The 16,646-nt window shown below is 60.0% G+C and carries 18 protein-coding genes; 9 read left to right on the forward strand and 9 right to left on the reverse strand.

Features of this window, described 5'->3' with window-relative positions; translation table 11 throughout:
• Window positions 1-23 precede the first annotated feature (23 nt).
• The 5 genes from QA648_RS10275 to QA648_RS10295 all read left to right on the forward strand — a co-directional run bounded on the left by QA648_RS10275 (window position 24) and on the right by QA648_RS10295 (window position 3,480).
• Window positions 24-941: a metallophosphoesterase gene (locus QA648_RS10275; RefSeq protein ID WP_283046684.1), complete on the forward strand. Its 918-nt coding sequence runs from the start codon at window positions 24-26 to the stop codon at window positions 939-941.
• 115 nt (window positions 942-1,056) lie between these two features.
• Complete coding sequence (locus QA648_RS10280; protein WP_245463987.1) at window positions 1,057-1,605, forward strand: hypothetical protein; 549 nt, start codon at window positions 1,057-1,059, stop codon at window positions 1,603-1,605.
• Between the two features lie 209 nt (window positions 1,606-1,814).
• Window positions 1,815-2,330: an RNA polymerase sigma factor gene (locus tag QA648_RS10285; RefSeq protein WP_104823773.1), complete on the forward strand. Its 516-nt coding sequence runs from the start codon at window positions 1,815-1,817 to the stop codon at window positions 2,328-2,330.
• Between the two features lie 20 nt (window positions 2,331-2,350).
• The gene (locus tag QA648_RS10290) at window positions 2,351-3,169 is read left to right on the forward strand and encodes an anti-sigma factor (RefSeq protein WP_283046687.1); all 819 of its coding nucleotides are present in this window, start codon (window positions 2,351-2,353) and stop codon (window positions 3,167-3,169) included.
• Window positions 3,170-3,276: 107 nt separating this feature from the next.
• A complete protein-coding gene (locus QA648_RS10295; protein ID WP_104823775.1) occupies window positions 3,277-3,480 on the forward strand; it encodes a hypothetical protein in 204 nt (67 codons plus the stop codon).
• 51 nt (window positions 3,481-3,531) lie between these two features.
• Here QA648_RS10295 and QA648_RS10300 read toward each other — a convergent pair whose 3' ends face one another.
• Window positions 3,532-3,936, reverse strand: a complete 405-nt coding sequence (locus tag QA648_RS10300; RefSeq protein WP_283046689.1) for a hypothetical protein — start codon at window positions 3,934-3,936, stop codon at window positions 3,532-3,534.
• Between the two features lie 309 nt (window positions 3,937-4,245).
• Here QA648_RS10300 and QA648_RS10305 point away from each other — a divergent pair, with 309 nt between their 5' ends.
• Window positions 4,246-6,078 carry an ABC transporter ATP-binding protein gene (locus QA648_RS10305; protein ID WP_283046691.1) on the forward strand — a complete coding sequence of 611 codons (1,833 nt, stop codon included), beginning with the start codon at window positions 4,246-4,248 and terminating at the stop codon, window positions 6,076-6,078.
• Window positions 6,079-6,221: 143 nt separating this feature from the next.
• On the opposite strand, the gene QA648_RS10310 is transcribed toward QA648_RS10305, so the two are convergent.
• The 4 genes from QA648_RS10310 to QA648_RS10325 form a co-directional block, all read right to left on the reverse strand.
• The gene (locus QA648_RS10310; protein WP_283051295.1) at window positions 6,222-6,626 is read right to left on the reverse strand and encodes a cupin domain-containing protein; all 405 of its coding nucleotides are present in this window, start codon (window positions 6,624-6,626) and stop codon (window positions 6,222-6,224) included.
• A 104-nt stretch (window positions 6,627-6,730) separates the two neighbouring features.
• Window positions 6,731-7,447 (reverse strand): nitroreductase, encoded by a 717-nt coding sequence (locus QA648_RS10315; protein ID WP_104823778.1) that lies wholly within the window; start codon window positions 7,445-7,447, stop codon window positions 6,731-6,733.
• A 304-nt stretch (window positions 7,448-7,751) separates the two neighbouring features.
• Window positions 7,752-9,464: a 2-isopropylmalate synthase gene (gene leuA / locus QA648_RS10320; protein ID WP_104823779.1), complete on the reverse strand. Its 1,713-nt coding sequence runs from the start codon at window positions 9,462-9,464 to the stop codon at window positions 7,752-7,754.
• 330 nt (window positions 9,465-9,794) lie between these two features.
• Window positions 9,795-10,979 (reverse strand): benzoate/H(+) symporter BenE family transporter, encoded by a 1,185-nt coding sequence (locus QA648_RS10325; RefSeq protein WP_283046696.1) that lies wholly within the window; start codon window positions 10,977-10,979, stop codon window positions 9,795-9,797.
• 305 nt (window positions 10,980-11,284) lie between these two features.
• On the opposite strand from QA648_RS10325, the gene QA648_RS10330 reads away from it, so the two are divergent.
• Window positions 11,285-11,668, forward strand: a complete 384-nt coding sequence (locus QA648_RS10330) for a YciI family protein (protein ID WP_283046698.1) — start codon at window positions 11,285-11,287, stop codon at window positions 11,666-11,668.
• A 72-nt stretch (window positions 11,669-11,740) separates the two neighbouring features.
• Here the strand turns inward: QA648_RS10330 and QA648_RS10335 are convergent, their stop codons facing one another.
• Entirely contained in the window at window positions 11,741-12,328 is a 588-nt protein-coding gene (locus QA648_RS10335; protein WP_104823783.1) for an ATP-dependent Clp protease proteolytic subunit, read from the reverse strand.
• A 232-nt stretch (window positions 12,329-12,560) separates the two neighbouring features.
• Here QA648_RS10335 and QA648_RS10340 point away from each other — a divergent pair, with 232 nt between their 5' ends.
• Window positions 12,561-13,343 (forward strand): DUF2076 domain-containing protein, encoded by a 783-nt coding sequence (locus QA648_RS10340; protein ID WP_283046701.1) that lies wholly within the window; start codon window positions 12,561-12,563, stop codon window positions 13,341-13,343.
• A 58-nt stretch (window positions 13,344-13,401) separates the two neighbouring features.
• On the opposite strand, the gene queF is transcribed toward QA648_RS10340, so the two are convergent.
• On the reverse strand, window positions 13,402-13,866 hold the full coding sequence (gene queF, locus QA648_RS10345; protein WP_104823784.1) for a preQ(1) synthase: 465 nt from the start codon (window positions 13,864-13,866) through the stop codon (window positions 13,402-13,404).
• A 1-nt stretch (window position 13,867) separates the two neighbouring features.
• A complete protein-coding gene (locus QA648_RS10350; protein ID WP_283046703.1) occupies window positions 13,868-14,782 on the reverse strand; it encodes a cation diffusion facilitator family transporter in 915 nt (304 codons plus the stop codon).
• 363 nt (window positions 14,783-15,145) lie between these two features.
• On the opposite strand from QA648_RS10350, the gene bluB reads away from it, so the two are divergent.
• A complete protein-coding gene (gene bluB / locus QA648_RS10355; RefSeq protein WP_283046705.1) occupies window positions 15,146-15,904 on the forward strand; it encodes a 5,6-dimethylbenzimidazole synthase in 759 nt (252 codons plus the stop codon).
• A 6-nt stretch (window positions 15,905-15,910) separates the two neighbouring features.
• Here the strand turns inward: bluB and QA648_RS10360 are convergent, their stop codons facing one another.
• The gene (locus QA648_RS10360) at window positions 15,911-16,615 is read right to left on the reverse strand and encodes a TIGR02117 family protein (protein ID WP_311319432.1); all 705 of its coding nucleotides are present in this window, start codon (window positions 16,613-16,615) and stop codon (window positions 15,911-15,913) included.
• Between the last annotated feature and the right edge of the window lie 31 nt (window positions 16,616-16,646).

The following is a 16,646-nucleotide window of genomic DNA, read 5'->3' on the forward strand; positions in this document are numbered from 1 at the left end:
TTGTTTTGACAATAGACTGAGCTATGTCTCATCTCATGTTCAAGCTCGCGCATATTTCCGACGTTCACCTGGGCCCCTTGCCACGGCTTTCGATCAGAGAACTGGCCTCCAAACGCATTACCGGATTTGTGAACTGGCACCGGAACCGGCGCAAGCATCTTTTTGGCGGGACGCTCGATCTTCTGCTCGAGGACATCAAGTCGAAGCAGGCCGATCATCTTGCCGTGACCGGCGATCTCGTCAATCTCGCCAGCGGCATCGAGATCCGCACCGCCGCGGAATGGCTGAAGACGCTTGGTGATCCTGCCTTCACCTCCGTCGTGCCCGGCAACCACGATGCCTATGTGCCCGGCTCCTACGAAAAGGCCATGCGCGCCTGGTATCCTTATGTCCAGGGCGACCATGCGCCTGCCGAATGGCAGGAAGACCGGCGCATTTTCCCCTATTTGCGTATTCGCGACCGTGTCGCGTTGATCGGCTGCTCGACGGCAGTGGCAACGCCTCCCTTTGCGGCCAGCGGCTTCTATTCGGCCCGGCAGGCGCGCGAAACGGTGAATATGCTGCGCGCCGCCGGCGAGGCCGGCCTTTTTCGCGTGGTGATGATCCACCACCCGCCGATCCGCGGCGCCACCAGCTTCTATAAGCGCATGATCGGCATACGCCGTTTTGCCGCCGTCGTCTCGACAGGCGGCGCCGAACTGGTCCTGCATGGCCACACGCATCTCAACACGCTGCATTGGCTGAGGGGGCACACCGGCCCGGTGCCGGTCGTCGGTATTGCATCGGCCTCGCAAGGTCCCGGCGGGCTGAAGCCGGCCGCTGCCTACAATCTCTTCACCATTGATGGCCATCCTGGCGCCTGGGAGCTCAAGGCCGAGCGCTTCAGTCTCAATGGCCGGGGTGACGATGTAGAGGACCAAGGCGTCAATATCCTGGCGTGATAATCTGTGGCATTTTGTGAATGCCACTTTGTCGTTTCGGTGGCGTTTTCGAATATCCGGAGCTACAATTCTCTCATCGAATTTCGGGAGGGATATGATGGGCTTTGGTGTAGCGATGAAGAGTTCCGCCGTGACCGCGCTTGCCGTGGGATTTCTGTTTGGCGCCAGCCTGCAGGCCCTCGCCGCCGGCTCAGAGAGCGACGAGACAGCACCGCCGCCGAAGACCAAAACCACGACCAAATGCACGGATGGCAAAGTCTGGGACAAGGATAAAAAGGAATGCGTGAAACCGCAGAAAAGCGGTTTTAACGACGATCAGCTTTTCCAGGCAGCACGCGAGTTCGCCTATGCCGGCCAGTATGACAACGCCATCACCGTCCTGAAGCTTGCCAAGAACCAGGACGATCCCCGCATTCTCAACTATCTCGGTTATTCCAACCGCAAGGCCGGCCGCATGGAGCTCGGCATGACGTATTATCGCAAGGCCCTGCAGCGCGATGAGAATTACATCCTCGCGCGCTCCTACATGGGCCAGGCGCTGCTCGAGCAGGGCGATGTTCAGGCGGCGCGCGTGCAACTTGTTGAAATCCGCGATCGCGGCGGTGAGAACACCTGGGCCTATCGCTCGCTGCTGCAATCGCTGAATGGTCAAATCAGCTATTGAGAGGTGCGCGCACTCCATTCCTCAAGATCGCGTGAGAAGTGGAGATGAAGCGCACAACCACTTTTTGAAGACTTGCGAAACGGCACGAAAATGGTTCATACCAACACAGAACGATCCTTCGGCTCAGTTAGCTTTTTTCGAAAGAAAAGCCGTCTTTTGCCGGATGACGCCTGCAGCTCTCCAACCCCCAACGTCTCCGTGGAAAGACAATGCCTACGCCGGTAGCCGCCATCGACATCAGACGAGATCTGGTCGGCCTTCTGCCGAAGCTCCGGCGCTTCGCCTTGACACTGGCCGGCGATCTGACCGACGCCGACGAACTCGTGCAGAGCGTTTGCCAACGCGGCATTGCGAAATTCCATCTGTGGAACAATGACGGCCGGCTCGAAAGCTGGCTCTACACCATGGCCCGCCATCAATGGGTGGATGAGGCCCGACGCCATCGGCTGCGGTCTGCCACCAAGGGTGGCGCGCTGGAACAAGGCGAACTGGCAGCGCCGGGCATGCGCGCCAATCCGGTCGAAGCAAGCGAAGCGCATCAGATGGTCACATCTTTGCCCGAAGGACTTGCCAGTGTCTTCCTGCTCGTCGATGTCGAAGGGCATAGCTACAAGCAGACGGCCGACATTCTTGGCATTTCCGTGTCGACGGTAGCGTCCCGGCTTTCCGGTGCCCGCCTTCGCCTCGCTACTCAAGGTCACAGCCGCTCGCCGCGAAGGTTTTAGCATTGCAGGATATGAAAAAAATGCCACTCGAAACTCGCCTGTCCGCCTTTATGGACGGCGAGACGAGTCGCGAGGAGAAGGAGGAGCTGGAACGGCTCATCGCCTCCGATCCGGAAGCGCGGCGGATTTTCGATGAGCTGAAGCACGGTTCCGATGTCGGCCGCAAGGCTTTTGACGAGGTGCTGAAGGAGCCGGTGCCGCTGGCGCTGGTACGCTCCATCAAAAGCGCGCAGGCACCGAAGGCGCGTGAGCCCGCCCCTCGCCTTTCCCGGCCATCCCTGAAGCTTGCTCCGACCGGTCGCCAGGCGCTCGCTGCCGCCCTTATCCTCTTCGTGGTCGGCGGCGGCATCGGCTATCTCGTCGGCATGCAGCCGTCCGGCGCACCCGCTGCGGCCCCGGCCTCACCAGCGCCGAACCGCACATGGCTCGACGATATCGCCGCCTATCACCGCATCTATGCGCATCAACCCCGCCATATCGTCGAAGTACAGGCAACCGAGGTCGACGAGATCAGCAAATGGCTAACGGGCACTGTGGGCGTGAAATTCAATATACCAGATCTTGCCGCCGACGGGTTGGTCTTCCAAGGCGCACGCATGTTCATTGCCAACGGCAAACCGGTCGGCCAGTTGATCTATAAAGACCTCGACGGCGATGTCGTCGCCATCTGTTTCATGAAGGATGAAGGCGTCGCCGGCGACGGCAATTTTGACGAGACCATCAAGGATGACGTGAGCATCGTATCCTGGCATCGCAGCGGTACCGCTTATGCCGTCGTAGGCCCCTCCTCCGACGCGATGCTCGACCAGATCGCTGACCGGGTATCGTCGGAAATTTGAGCTGATCCGCTGGCGCTGCTTGCGACTTCCGTTCAGCCGGGAATACAATCCATCCGCCAATCGTACCCGGAGGCTTCGTCCGATGGGGCGCATTCTGGAGATCGATCATGTCCGACATTCTGCTGACCATCCCGGAGATTGACGAGCGCATCGCGGCAATAAGAGAAAATCTTCGCGAGTTGATCGAACAGGCCGCCGCATATTCCGGCGCAGCGGACGAGGAGCTCGCATCGGAGCGCATTGCCGAACAGGAAGAGGAGCTCGAACGCCTGTTGAAGCGGCGCGAGGAACTTTCCGGGCAAAAATCCTGACGGCGAAGAGACGGCGGCGCTGATTTCCCCTGCCGTCTCTCGTTCGCAAGATCAGCGAGACGGCGCCGGCGAAATCGTCCTGGTGGCTTGCTCGCTTGAAAAGATGATGAAGGCGAACAACAGAACGCCAATGAAGATCACGATCGACGCTGCTGCAACGATCGGCTCCATCGCCATATTGCCGAGAAGCATGAGATACAGTGCCGGCACAAGGACTGCGACGCCGGCCGTGTAGATGTAATATTGGATCATCGCCAGCCGTCTTTCCGCCTTTTGCGGGTTCAGTGCGTGGTAGCCGCCGAAGAGCGCCATGGTCACCCAGCCGAGAAGGTTGGCATGCGCATGAGCGCCGATGACGCTGTGATCCTCGGTGATTGCCATTTTCAGGCCTATTCCAATTCCGATGATCAGAAAGATGATGGCTGTCTTGAAATAGAGATTGGCAAGACGTGGCATGACTTCCCCCCGATAGGATTGCCGGTCGTCTAAAATATCACGTCACTCAGCCTCCCCGAAATTCAGCTTAATGGACAATAGCGGGTCAACTGCTTCGCGAGTTTCACGGAGAGGCGCCCGTATGGATTTCTCCGCCATTTCTGCTGACATCAGCACCATCATGCGTTATAGAACCGCCAAGCGACTTCAAAGGAGAGCGTTTGATGAGAACTCACGGCACAGGAAACCACCGCTGAAAAGCAGTGCCGTGAAGGGCTGCTTATTCGGCCCATCCATCAAATTGTTGTCTCCCGCCCCTGGAGGGCACTCATGTTTCGTCGCTTTGAAAAGCTCGTCGATCCATTCCAGTATTATGATGATCTGAACCCGCCGTCGGATTCATGGCGGTATCTTAAAAGCAACCTGCGCCCGTTCCGCTTCGTCATGGCAATGAGCCTTGCCCTGACCGTCATCGGTGCGGCGATCGAGATCTGGCTCATCGGCTATACCAGCCAGCTCGTGGACATTCTCGCGGCCGCTCGCCCGGATCAACTTTGGGCGTCCCACGGCACCGAATTGCTGGCCGCCGCCGCCCTTGTGCTGATCGGGCGGCCGTTCGCCGGCTATGTCAGGGAAAGCCTCGACGACATCGCGTTTCGGCCGAATGCTGAGACCCTGTTCCGCTGGCGGGCACATCGCCATGTCCTGCGGCAATCCGTCGGCTGGTTCCGCCAGGACTTTTCCGGACGCATCGCCAGCCAGGTGCGCGACATCGGCAACTCTGCGACCGGAGCGGCTTATGCGGTGCTGCATACGCTGTCGTTCGTCACGATCTATGTCGCCGGCTCGCTATGGCTCATGGCTTCGATCGATCTGCGTCTCATCTGGCCGTTGCTCGTCTGGATCTGCTGCTACCTGGGTCTGATGGCATTTGTCATACCGCGGCTCCGCCGGGCGTCCGAGGAGTTTCAAGGCGCCTATGCCTCCCTGACGGGCATGCTGGTCGATACCTACGCCAATATCGATGTCATAAAGCTCTTTGCCAATGCGGCCGAAGAAGACCGTGAAGGGCGGGAGCGCTTCGCCGCTGCCCGCAGGAAGTTTGTGCGCGTGCAAAAGCTCGAAGTCATGGTGAATTCGAGCATGCTGTTCCTGGGCAGCTTTCTTATCGTCGGCCTGGTCGGCTATGCCGTCATCCTTTGGCAGGCCGGCAGCGCGCCGCTCGGCCTGATTGCTGCTTCGCTCGCCTTGAGCTTCCGCATCACTGGCATGGCGGAATGGATGCTCGACGCCGTCTCGTCCCTGTTCGGCCATCTCGGCGCCATGCGGCAATCGCTGCTGACCATGGCGCAACCGCTCGCCATTACGGATGAACCCGATGCTCGCCAGCTCATGGTCAGCGGCGGCGCCATCACCTTCAACTCCGTGACGCATCATTACGGCAAGGGCAATGGCGGTCTGAACGGCGTTTCACTGCAGATCGAACCCGGCGAAAAGGTCGGCCTTGTCGGCCGCTCAGGCACCGGCAAGTCGACGCTCGTCAACTTGCTTCTGCGGTTCTTCGATCCGGAAGCAGGCTCCATCGAAATCGACGGACAGAATATCCGCGGGATCGCCCAGGAGAGCCTGCGCAGACAAATCGGAATGGTGACCCAGGACGCTGCCCTGCTCCACCGCTCGGTTCGCGACAACATCGCCCATGGCGACCCCCGCTTCTCCGACAGCGCGATTGCAACAGCGGCGGACAAGGCGGCCGCAAGCGGCTTCATCGCAACTCTCCGGGATCGCGAAGGCCGCACCGGCTACGACGCCCATGTCGGCGAGCGCGGCGTCCAGCTATCGGGCGGACAGAGGCAACGCATCGCGCTTGCCCGCGCCATCCTGAAAGACGCGCCGATCCTGGTGCTCGACGAGGCGACGTCGGCTCTCGACTCGGAGGTGGAGGCCGCCATCCAGGATACGCTCTATGGTGTCATGGATGGCAAAACTGTCATCGCGATCGCCCACCGCCTGTCGACCATCGCCCGCATGGATCGCATCGTCGTCCTCGATGAAGGGCGGATCGTCGAAGACGGTAGCCACGACGATCTGCTCGCGCAAAACGGCATCTATGCCGCATTGTGGGCACACCAATCCGGCGGCTTCATCGGCGACGATGTCTAATTGGATCATGCCGGGTAGCCGGTCGACGCGCCGTAGCCTCCGTCCGGCACCCAGAATACGAAGGCGACCATCATCAATGGTCGCCTCACGCCAACTCCTCAGCACAATAAGGTGGCATTGGAGCTTCTCTCTGGTACCCGATGTCATTTCACGGGTATGACAGTCGGAGCATCCTTGTTCTTGAGCAGCACAACGATGAATTTTGCGGGTTTGGTCTTGCTTGCGTTGCGGCTGACCACGTGAATGTCGGACGGACCTTCATAGAAGGTCTCGCCAGGCGACAGGGTGACTTCTTTTTCCCCCTTGACCTGCATCACGATCGAGCCCTCCAGAACATAGACGAATGCATTTGCGTCATGTTTGTGAATAGGATCGGAACCTCCTGGCCCGTATTCGACTGATATCATCAGCCCCTCCTTGCCAGGATAATTTGGAAGGTCCTTTTTCATGAGCGATGTGACGTGTGCAGTGTTGTCAGCCGCAGCCGACATCGTGCCGAGGAGGCAAACCGTAGCCGACACAAATAGTCCTAGAAAAATTGACTTCATCGTCGTAATCCCCTTGGTTGTTGAAGCGTAGATGCGCGTTGGCATGATTTCGTTTCGACTTCGAATGCTTCGGGCAAAAGCCTTCGCAGAGTGCGGGCATCGTTTCATACACCCAGCAATGCATCGTCTCGCACTGTTTGCGCCCATCGTTGCGAAGTCGAATCGACGAACGTGACGGTTTCATCGAGCGGCGCCCGGCCGGTGCGGGCGTAAGGCTCAGTGACGTCCTCGTACCCAATCGACATGCCGCAGAACAGGATGAGCCCTTCGCGCGGTGACAGGATCTCCGCGACGGTCTTGCGGTACACCGACCACGCCATTTGGGTGCAACTGTGCAACCCCTCGCCGCGCAGCAGCAGCATGACGGTCTGAAGGTACATGCCGACATCGGCCCATTGGGGTACACCCAAGTCGCGGTCGATATAGCAGAACAGGGCGGCGGGCGCGCCGAAACAATTCCAATTTGCGGAAGCAGCTCTCTGACTTGCCTCCCAGTCGCCGTCCGCAATGCCGAGCGCATGGTAGCGTTCATGGCCGAAGGCAGAGCGACGCTCGCGGTACGGAGACTTCAGTGTGTGCGGGTACATTTCGTATTCCCGCTCGTCCCAGGGGTCGCCTGCCGCCACGCGTTTCCCCGCGCGCTTCTTGAGCTCGGCAAGCGGCTCTCCGGTCATTACGTAGGTGTTCCATGGCTGGATGTTCGATCCGGAAGGAGCCCAAGCCGCGGCAAGCAGCACACGCTCCAGCACCGCCTTCGGGATATCCCGGTCGGTGAACTTGCGCACCGCCCGTCGACTCTTGACCGCCTCATATACGTCCATGATCGTTCACCTTCTAGTTGTCAGGTTCCCAATAACCAAGAGGTACCAATTCGAGATGAGCCGGCCAATTCTGCGCAGTGTTTGTCCGCGCACTGCATTTGGTTAGACGAAGCCATACCAATGGCTAGGCTAAGTCCTATCGACGCTCTGACTATTTCGTACTCAGTGGCTAGGTTCGGGCGCGCGCCTGGATAGCGGCCAGCTCGGCGTTTGCAGCGGCCAGCCCGCTGAACGGCAAAACAAAAAATCCCCTCGACCATATCGAGGGGATTTTGTCTTCACGGCGCTTACTAACGGCTGAAAGTCAGCCCTTTTTCGCCTGAATATCGAGCACGCGGTTCGCCGCCGAGACGATCGCCTCGAGAGAAGCGGCGACGATGTTGGTATTGATCCCTGCACCGAAGAGCTTGCCGCCGGGATAGGAGGTCTCGACATAGGAGATTGCCGCGGCATTGGAGCCGTGCTGCAGCGAATGCTCGGAATAATCCTCGACCGACATCGGAATGCCGAGATAGATCGAGAGGGCATTGATGAAGCCGTCGATCGGGCCGTTGCCGCGGCCTTCGATGCGCTTCACCTCGCCATTGTCGGTGATCTCCGCCGCGACGATACGCTCGCCCTTATGCGCGGGATCGGCGAAGGTGTGGTGATCGACGAAGCGGATGCGAGCGTCGGACTGCGTCACGTAACGTTCGATGAAGTGATCGTAGATGCGCCTCGACGGCAGCTCCTTGCCCTCTTCATCGGTGATGCGCTGGATCTCCTCGCGATATTCCACCTGCAGATTGCGCGGCAGGTTGAGCCCGTAATCCTGTTGCAGGATATAGGCGATGCCGCCCTTGCCCGACTGCGAGTTGATGCGGATAATCGCCTCGTAGGTACGGCCGACATCCTGCGGATCAATCGGCAGATACGGCACTTCCCAAACCGGATGGTTGGCGACCTTCGCCGCCTTCATGCCCTTGTTGATCGCATCCTGGTGCGAGCCGGAAAAGGCGGTGTAGACCAGCTCGCCGACATAAGGGTGACGCTCGCTGATCGCCATCTGATTGGAATATTCGAAGACTTCCTTCATGCGCTCGATGTTCGAGCAATCGAGCTCGGGATCGACGCCCTGCGTGAACATGTTCAGCGCCATGGTGACGACATCGACATTGCCGGTGCGCTCGCCATTGCCGAACAGCGTACCTTCAACACGGTCGGCGCCGGCCATCAAGGCCAGTTCGGCAGCGGCAATACCAGTGCCGCGGTCATTGTGCGGATGCAGCGAAATGATCAGGTTTTCGCGATTGTCGAGATTGCGGCACATCCACTCGATCTGGTCGGCATAGATGTTCGGTGTTGCCATTTCGACGGTCGACGGCAGGTTGATAATCAGCTTGTTGTCCGGCGTCGGCTTCACCACCTCGATGACGGCGTTGCAAATTTCCAGCGCTACCTCCAGCTCGGTGCCGGTAAAGCTTTCCGGTGAGTATTCGAAGCGATAGCCCCCGCCCGCTTTGGCCGCCATGTCGGTGATCATCTTGGCCGCATCGACCGCGATCTCCTTGATGCCCTTCACATCCTTGGCGAACACCACGCGGCGCTGCAATTCGCTGGTAGAATTGTAGAAATGCACGATCGGCTTATTGGCGCCTTCCAGCGCCTCGAAGGTGCGGGTGATCAGCTCCGGGCGGCACTGCACGAGAACCTGCAGCGACACGTCGGCCGGCACATTGCCGTGCTCGATGCACCAGCGGGCGAAATCAAAATCGGTCTGCGATGCCGACGGGAAACCGATCTCGATTTCCTTGAAGCCCATCTCCAGCAACAGATGGAACATGCGGGCCTTGCGGTCGTGGCCCATCGGATCGACCAGCGCCTGGTTGCCGTCGCGCAAATCGACGGAGCACCAGATCGGCGCCTTGGTGATGGTTTTCGAAGGCCAGGTTCGATCGGGAATATTGATCTGCGGGTAAGCGCGGTATTTCACCGCTGCCTCGGGCATGCCTTTGGGGGAATGGCTGTTCGCGTCCATGTTTCGTCTCTTCCTTTCCCGTCATTTGCCCCGCGTCTTAGCCGATCGTACGCGGCTTGGCGATGACAAATACGGACCCGCTACGGGGTATCCTGTCGATTTTGGGGATATGTCGCGAGGAGCAAATGGCCGGGCGGGCTCTACGGCCGCCGAGCGCTCCTCAAAGGACCCGGCAACCGCGCGTAAGGCCGAGAAGAAGAAGCGAAGTAAGGGCGCGCGTATTGTCACGCAGGGCAACGCGCCCACGTGCAATCTGTTCGGAAATCTTTGCGCCAGTCGTCTTCATGGTCGCGCTTATAGCCGCGCCATAAAAAAGAAGCAACCCCTTACTCACCGTTTGAGCACTTGCACCCCATGCGACAGCGCCATCATCAATCCGCCGGCGATCAGCCCCCAGAAGGCGCCCGAGATGCCCCCGAAGGAAACGCCTGATGCCGTGACGAGGAAGGTGATCGCGGCCGCCTCGCGCGATTCCGCCTTTTGAAAAGCATTCATGGCAGAGTTGGACAAAGCGCCGACCAGCGCCAGGCCGGCGACAGCTTCGATCAGGATCGGCGGCGCCAGTGCCACGAAGGCGGTAACGGCGCCTGCCAGCAATCCGAGGATGATGTAGACGACCCCCGCGGTGATTGCCGCCCAATAGCGCCGCTTTGGATCGGCATGGGCGTCCTGCCCGGCGCACATGGCGGCGGTGATCGCGGCAAGATTGACGGCATGGCCGCCGAAGGGTGCGCTCAACAGCGAAAACAGGCCGGTCACGGCAAAGAGCGGGCCGGGCTTCGGATCATAGTGGTGGACCTTCAGCACCGCGATGCCCGGAATATTCTGCGACGCCATGGTGACGATGAAAAGCGGCAGCGCGATGGAGACGAGGCCGGCGACCGTGAAGGTCGGCTTCACCAGTTCGAGGCTCGGCATCAGCGAATGCTCAAGCGATGCCAGCGCTCCATCGGGCACCTTCACGCCGAAAGCCAGCACCAGCGCAAAAGCGGCAAGCGCCGCCGGAACGGCCCAAAGCCGTTTGAAGGCCCCAACCACGATCCAGGCGATGATGATGGGCAGGCCAAGCACTGGATCGAAGGCGATGGCCTTCACAGGCGCAAAGCAAAGCCCGAGCAGGACGCCGGCAAGCATGGCGTTCGCCAGCGCCGCCGGAATAGCTGCGACGGCGTGCCCGAGCGGCCGGAACAGGCCAGCAATCACGATCAGCACCGCACAGATCAAAAAGGCGCCGACCGCCACCGGAAAGCCGCCCTCGATGGCGCCCGCACTCGCCAGAAGTGCTGCCCCCGGCGTCGACCAGGCAATGCTGACCGGCAGCCTTGTTGCCAGGCTGAGCACGATGGCGCAGAGCCCCATCGCGATCGACAGGGCCGTCAGCCCGGACGCGGCCTGCGCATCCGTGGCGCCGACCGCCTGCAACCCATGCAGCACGACCGCGAAGGAGCTGGCAAAGCCGACAAAGGCGGTAAGGCAGCCCATGAACAGGCTTTGGGCGGAAAAATCTTTGAGCATGACGGCGGCTGGAGACTCGTGGATGCGGTGGAAAGCGCATGGAGCATCACAAGCGGCGGTCGTGCAAGTGCAGTTTGACGAAAGAATGCAGCCGTGTCAGGCAACGCACGGGGGCAGCCGCATTTCGAGCGGACGGATTGCGGCGATTTTCGCCAGGGCAATCCGGGCCAGAGAGCGCCCCTCGATTGGCAGAAGAGCTTGAATAGGTATTGCGCACGAAACATCAAACTTGTGTAGTCAAACGCATCTAGGTTTCTGAATTTCAGTCGGCTGAAATCGATAGATGCGTAAAGGGGGAACGATTCATGTATTACGCTATCCTGGCCTATCACGAAGAGGGAGTGGTCGAATCCTGGACCGAGGAGGAGGATGCGGCGTTGATGACCGAACTCCTCCAGGTGAATGATCGCCTCGTTCAGGAAAAGTCTCTGGGACCGGCCGCGCGGCTTGGCCCGACCGAACGCGCCGTGACGCTGCGGGGCAAGGGTGCCGGCATCGTCACGGACGGCCCCTTTGCTGAAACCAAGGAGCAATTGCTGGGCTTCTATGTCGTGGATTTTCCAACGCTAGAGGCAGCGGTCGCAGCCGCGCGCGACCTCCGACGCGTCAATCCGACGGCAGTCTATGAGATCAGGCCGATTTCGCTTTATTTACCCGGCGCGCCGCTGGTATCGCGGGACGAGAAATAGCGCCAACACAAAAGCGCCCTCGCCTGCCTTTGGGCAAACGAGGGCGCTTTGACTGAGCAAAGAGCCGTCAGATCAAATCTCGGCCTGCGACGTCACGATCCGCGAAACCAGGCCATAAGCCTTGGCCTCTTCCGCAGACAGCCAGTAGTCGCGGTCCGTGTCCTTGGCGATGCGCTCGACCGGCTGGCCGGTGGCTTCCGAGAAGATCTTGTTCAGGCGCTCGTTCATCTTGATGATCTCGCGAGCCTGAATTTCGATGTCGGAGGCCATGCCGCGGGTACCGCCGGACGGTTGGTGCAGCAGGAAGCGGGTGTTCGGCAGGCAGATGCGGCGCTCCTTGGGGGCGGCGACGTAAATCAGTGCACCCGCGGAAGCGACCCAGCCGGAACCGATCATCCAGACCTTCGGCTTGATGAACTTGATCATATCGTGAATGGAATCGCCGGATTCGACGTGGCCGCCGGGCGAATTCACGTAGATACGGATATCCTCATCGCTGGCGGCCGCGAGTGCCACGAGCTGCGAGCAGACCTTCTGCGCCAGTTCCTGCGTAATGCCGCCATAGATGAAGATCGAGCGCGATTTGAAAAGATTCGCCTCCGCGTCCTTGCCCAAGGGCAGCTCTTTCGTCTTTTCTTCCTGTTCGTCTTCGTCGTTCATTCGCAAGTCTCCAGCAGATGTATCCTACCGCACATAATGCGACTCCATGCGTAAAACAATGCCGGAAAAAGGCAAGGCGTGAATAGCCAGGGAAAGCATGGCGTTATGGTTGCGGATTACCGAATTGTAACTTGAAGAGGCTTTGAAAAAGCCGGAATTCCATCCTACGTCAGGTGGGCGCGACGAGAATCGCGCCCGGAATTTGCAGCAACAGATCGCCAAGGAGGCCATCATGTCGCCTGAAGAACGTCAAATGCTCGCTTCCCTCTTCGATCGCGTCCGCACTACGGCGAGCACCCAGCGCGATGCCGATGCGGAAGCCTTCATCAATCAATCGGTTCGCGAGCAGCCCTATGCGCCCTATTTCCTTGCGCAAGCCGTGCTCATACAGGAACAGGGCATGAAGGCTGCGGCCGACCGTATCCAGCAGCTCGAAGCACGCGTGCACGAGCTGGAACAGCAAAGCGCCGACACTCACCCGCAGGCCCAGAGCGGCAGCTTCCTCGGCGGCCTCGGCTCGCTGTTCGGCGGCAACCAGCAGCAGCGCGCCCCTGCCCCGCAAGCCCCGCAGCAGCAGGGCCGCCTCTATGACGATTATGCCCGCAACGCTCCGCAGCCGGGCCCATGGGGCGGCCAGCAACAGCCGACCGGTCCCTGGAACCCGCAGGCCGGCGCTCCCTCCGCGGGCGGCAGCTTCCTGCGCGGCGCCCTTGGCACGGCGGCAGGCGTTGCCGGCGGCGTGATGCTGGCGGAATCGCTCTCCAGCCTGTTCAGCCCGCATCTCGGCGGCACCGCCGCAGGCTCGGGCCTTGGCGGCCTTTTCGGCGGGACTTCCGCCAACGCAGCCGAACAGCCGGTTCAGGAAACGATCATCAACAACAACTATTTCGGCAACGACGACAAGAACGATCAGAACGACAATGATCAGACCAATGTCGACTACGCCTCGAACGATCAGGACGACGACTACGATGATTCGTCGGACAATGGCGGCGACGACAGCTCATTCGCGTAATACCGATCGCCTCTAATGACAAAAGCCGCCTTCCCTTCGGATGGCGGCTTTTTCAATTTCAGCCACGCCCGCGATAGGGCTGAACGCCCTGATCCGGCAGCCACACGCCCTCCGGCGGCTTGCCCGTCTGCCAGAATACATCGATCGGAATACCGCCGCGCGGGTACCAATAGGCACCGATGCGCAGCCACTTCGGCTCCAGCAGTTCGACCAGCCGCTTGGCGATGTAGATCGAGCAATCCTCATGGAAGGCGCCGTGGTTGCGGAAGGAATGCAGGAAGAGCTTCAGCGACTTCGATTCCACCAGCCATTCGTTGGGCACATAGTCGATGACGATATGAGCAAAATCCGGCTGTCCGGTCATCGGGCAGAGCGAGGTGAATTCCGGGGCGGTGAAACGCACGACATAGTCCGTGCCGGCATGGCCGGACGGCACTTTTTCGAGAACGGCAGCTTCGGGGTTCGCGGCCGTTTCGGTCTGGCTGCCGAGCATCGACAGGCCGGAAACATCCGTTGTAGGCATCTTAGGTCTCCTTGATCACTTTAACGCGGATGCCATGGGCCTTCTCGCCCTCGGGCTCCACGTGAATGGTTATTTCCGCGCCCGCATGGATCGCCCGTATGGCGTCTTCAAGGCGGTCGCAAATGCGATGGGCCTCGCGGACCGGCATCGCCGCTGGCACGACTAGGTGGAAGTCGACGAAAGTGACGGCACCCGCCCGGCGCGTCTTCAGATCATGCACGCCGAGAGAGCCGTTGGCATGCGTCGCGATCGCCTCCTTGATCACCACTTCCTCTTCGGGCAGGACAGCCTTGTCCATCAGTCCGTCGATGGAATTGGAGATGACTTTCCAGCCTTGGTAGAGAATGTTGACGGCGACGAGAATTGCAAGCACCGGGTCGAAGATCGGGTAGCCGGTGCCAAGCGCCAGCAGCAGGCCGATGAGCACGCCAACCGATGTATAGACATCGGACATGATGTGCTGCCCATCCGCTGTCAGCGCCGGCGAGCGATGTTCGTGCCCGGCGCGGATCAACGTCAGTGCCCACAGGGCATTGATGATACCGGCGGCAAAGTTGACGGCAAGACCGAGGACAGGCGCCTGCAGCGGTTGCGGATTGCTCAAGTGCCCCACAGCCTCCTGCACGATCATCAGCGCAGCGACGACGATCATCGCACCCTCGGTGACGGCCGAGAGATATTCCGCCTTATGGTGGCCGAAGGGATGGTCATGATCCGCCGGCTTCTGCGCATAGCGGATGACGAAGAAAGCGATGAAAGCGGCCACGACATTGACGAAGGACTCCAGACCGTCCGACAACAGCGCGACGGAGCCCGTGACCCACCAAGCGACCATCTTCAGCGCCATGACGCCTAGCGATAGCGGAATGCCCCAGAGGGCCAGCCGCCGTATCGTCTGGTTGCCCTGTCCGTTCATGCGTTTCTCCAATGCGGATGCGCGCCCTGCATATGCGAACGAATTGCAAAAACCGCGCCATTCAAATGCAAAACCGCCCGCGCGAAAATCGCGCAGGCGGCTTATTGAGGCTCATATGATGCAGAATACACCATTTGTCAAAGGACGGCTCGGGCCTCGCGCATCACAATTTATCCCAAATGGCCCGCTTAAACAAAGTCGAGCGGCAAGGACGATTGCCGGCCGATCCTATGCTTGCCTGTGAAAATCATGATGGCACCTTCCCGTGCGAGCGCGCACTGAGCTATACAGCAACCCATTAAGCCCCAGCGAACGGCATTCCGCCACGAAACGTCGCCGCTCCCTCCAAATCCACGGTGGAACATGCCCGCTCTTGATGAACCCTCTCATTCGCACAACGCCGCTTCGCTCGCCGATGTGTCGCCAAAGGAAGCGGATCATCTGATAGCGGCTTGCGCATTTTCGGAGGAGGAACGCGCCGCCGTCTACCGCGCCATCGAAACCCGCCGCGACGTCCGCGATCAGTTCCGGTCTGATCCCCTGCCCGAAGATCTAGTGAGACGGCTGCTCGAGGCAGCCCATCGCGCGCCGTCCGTCGGTTTCATGCAGCCGTGGAACTTCATCCTGATCCGGCAGCCGGAGACGCGGGACCGCGTGTGGCGGGCTTTCAACCAGGCGAACGAAGAAGCCTGCCGGATGTTCGAAGGCGATCGCCGCGCGCAATATCAGCGGCTGAAACTCGAAGGCATCCGCAAGGCGCCGCTCAGTATCTGTATCACCTGCGATACGCGGCGCGGCGGCCCCGTTGTGCTCGGGCGGACGCATAATCCCGCAACGGATGTCTATTCGACGGTCTGCGCCGTTCAAAATCTCTGGCTTGCCGCCCGCGCCGAAGGTGTCGGGGTCGGCTGGGTTAGCATTTTTCACGAGAACGCGATCAAGAACATCCTGAACATACCGGAGCACGTCAAAATCGTCGCATGGCTGTGCATCGGTTACGTCGACGAACTCTACGACATGCCTGAGCTTGCGGTGAAGGGATGGCGCGACCGCCTGCCGCTCGAAAAGTTGATTTTCGAGGAGTGCTGGCGGGACGATCAGGACACTTCCGAGCAGCCTTGATCAGCGCTAATCCATCTTAGTGGACGCGAAACGATCGCGATCATTATGCAGGCTGAGCGACAGCCGCAACATCCAGGGCAGCGCCGTCCATAGGCCCGAGGTTAATCCCGCTTGCCTCAACCCCGCCGCCGTCCACGTATTGCACCCCATCAGCGCATTGAAATATCCCCGCGCCTCGAAGAATGCATCATTCTCGCTGTAGTTGCTACCCGGCAAGGACACCGGCCCGCTATCCGCCTGCACGAGACTGCCCAGGATGAATTGCTGCAATCGCTTAAGCCCGCCGTCATCGATGTTGAGCACGGTCACACCGGGCGCACTTTCGGGTATCTCACCGGCCAGTTCCGCATGAATGACAGACCGATCCAAGGTAAAGCTCTTCAGCACCGGCCCTGTCTTCAGATCCGCCCAGGTCCGCGTCTCGGTATAGAAACTCCTGCCGCCCCAGCCGAAAATGAGGTAGTGCAGGTTCGGGTTGTCGAGATCGAGCCCGGCTGTCCGCAGGAACGCAAAGCGGCTCAAGAGATCGGCATCGACGGGAATGGCGATATCCGTGTGAATGGGATTGCTGAGCACGAGGATGCGACGCGAGCGCTCCGGCACCGCCGGCCCATCATGCCAGAGCGGACGCGGCACCACGATGCCGAGGACGACGATCACGACAAGCGCAAGTATCGCGATCAGAACGCGTTTGAATATCTTTGAAATCACCGACCGTAAGCCCCTACCGACATTGAATGTC

This window comes from Rhizobium sp. CB3171 (assembly GCF_029714265.1).
GTDB lineage: Bacteria > Pseudomonadota > Alphaproteobacteria > Rhizobiales > Rhizobiaceae > Rhizobium.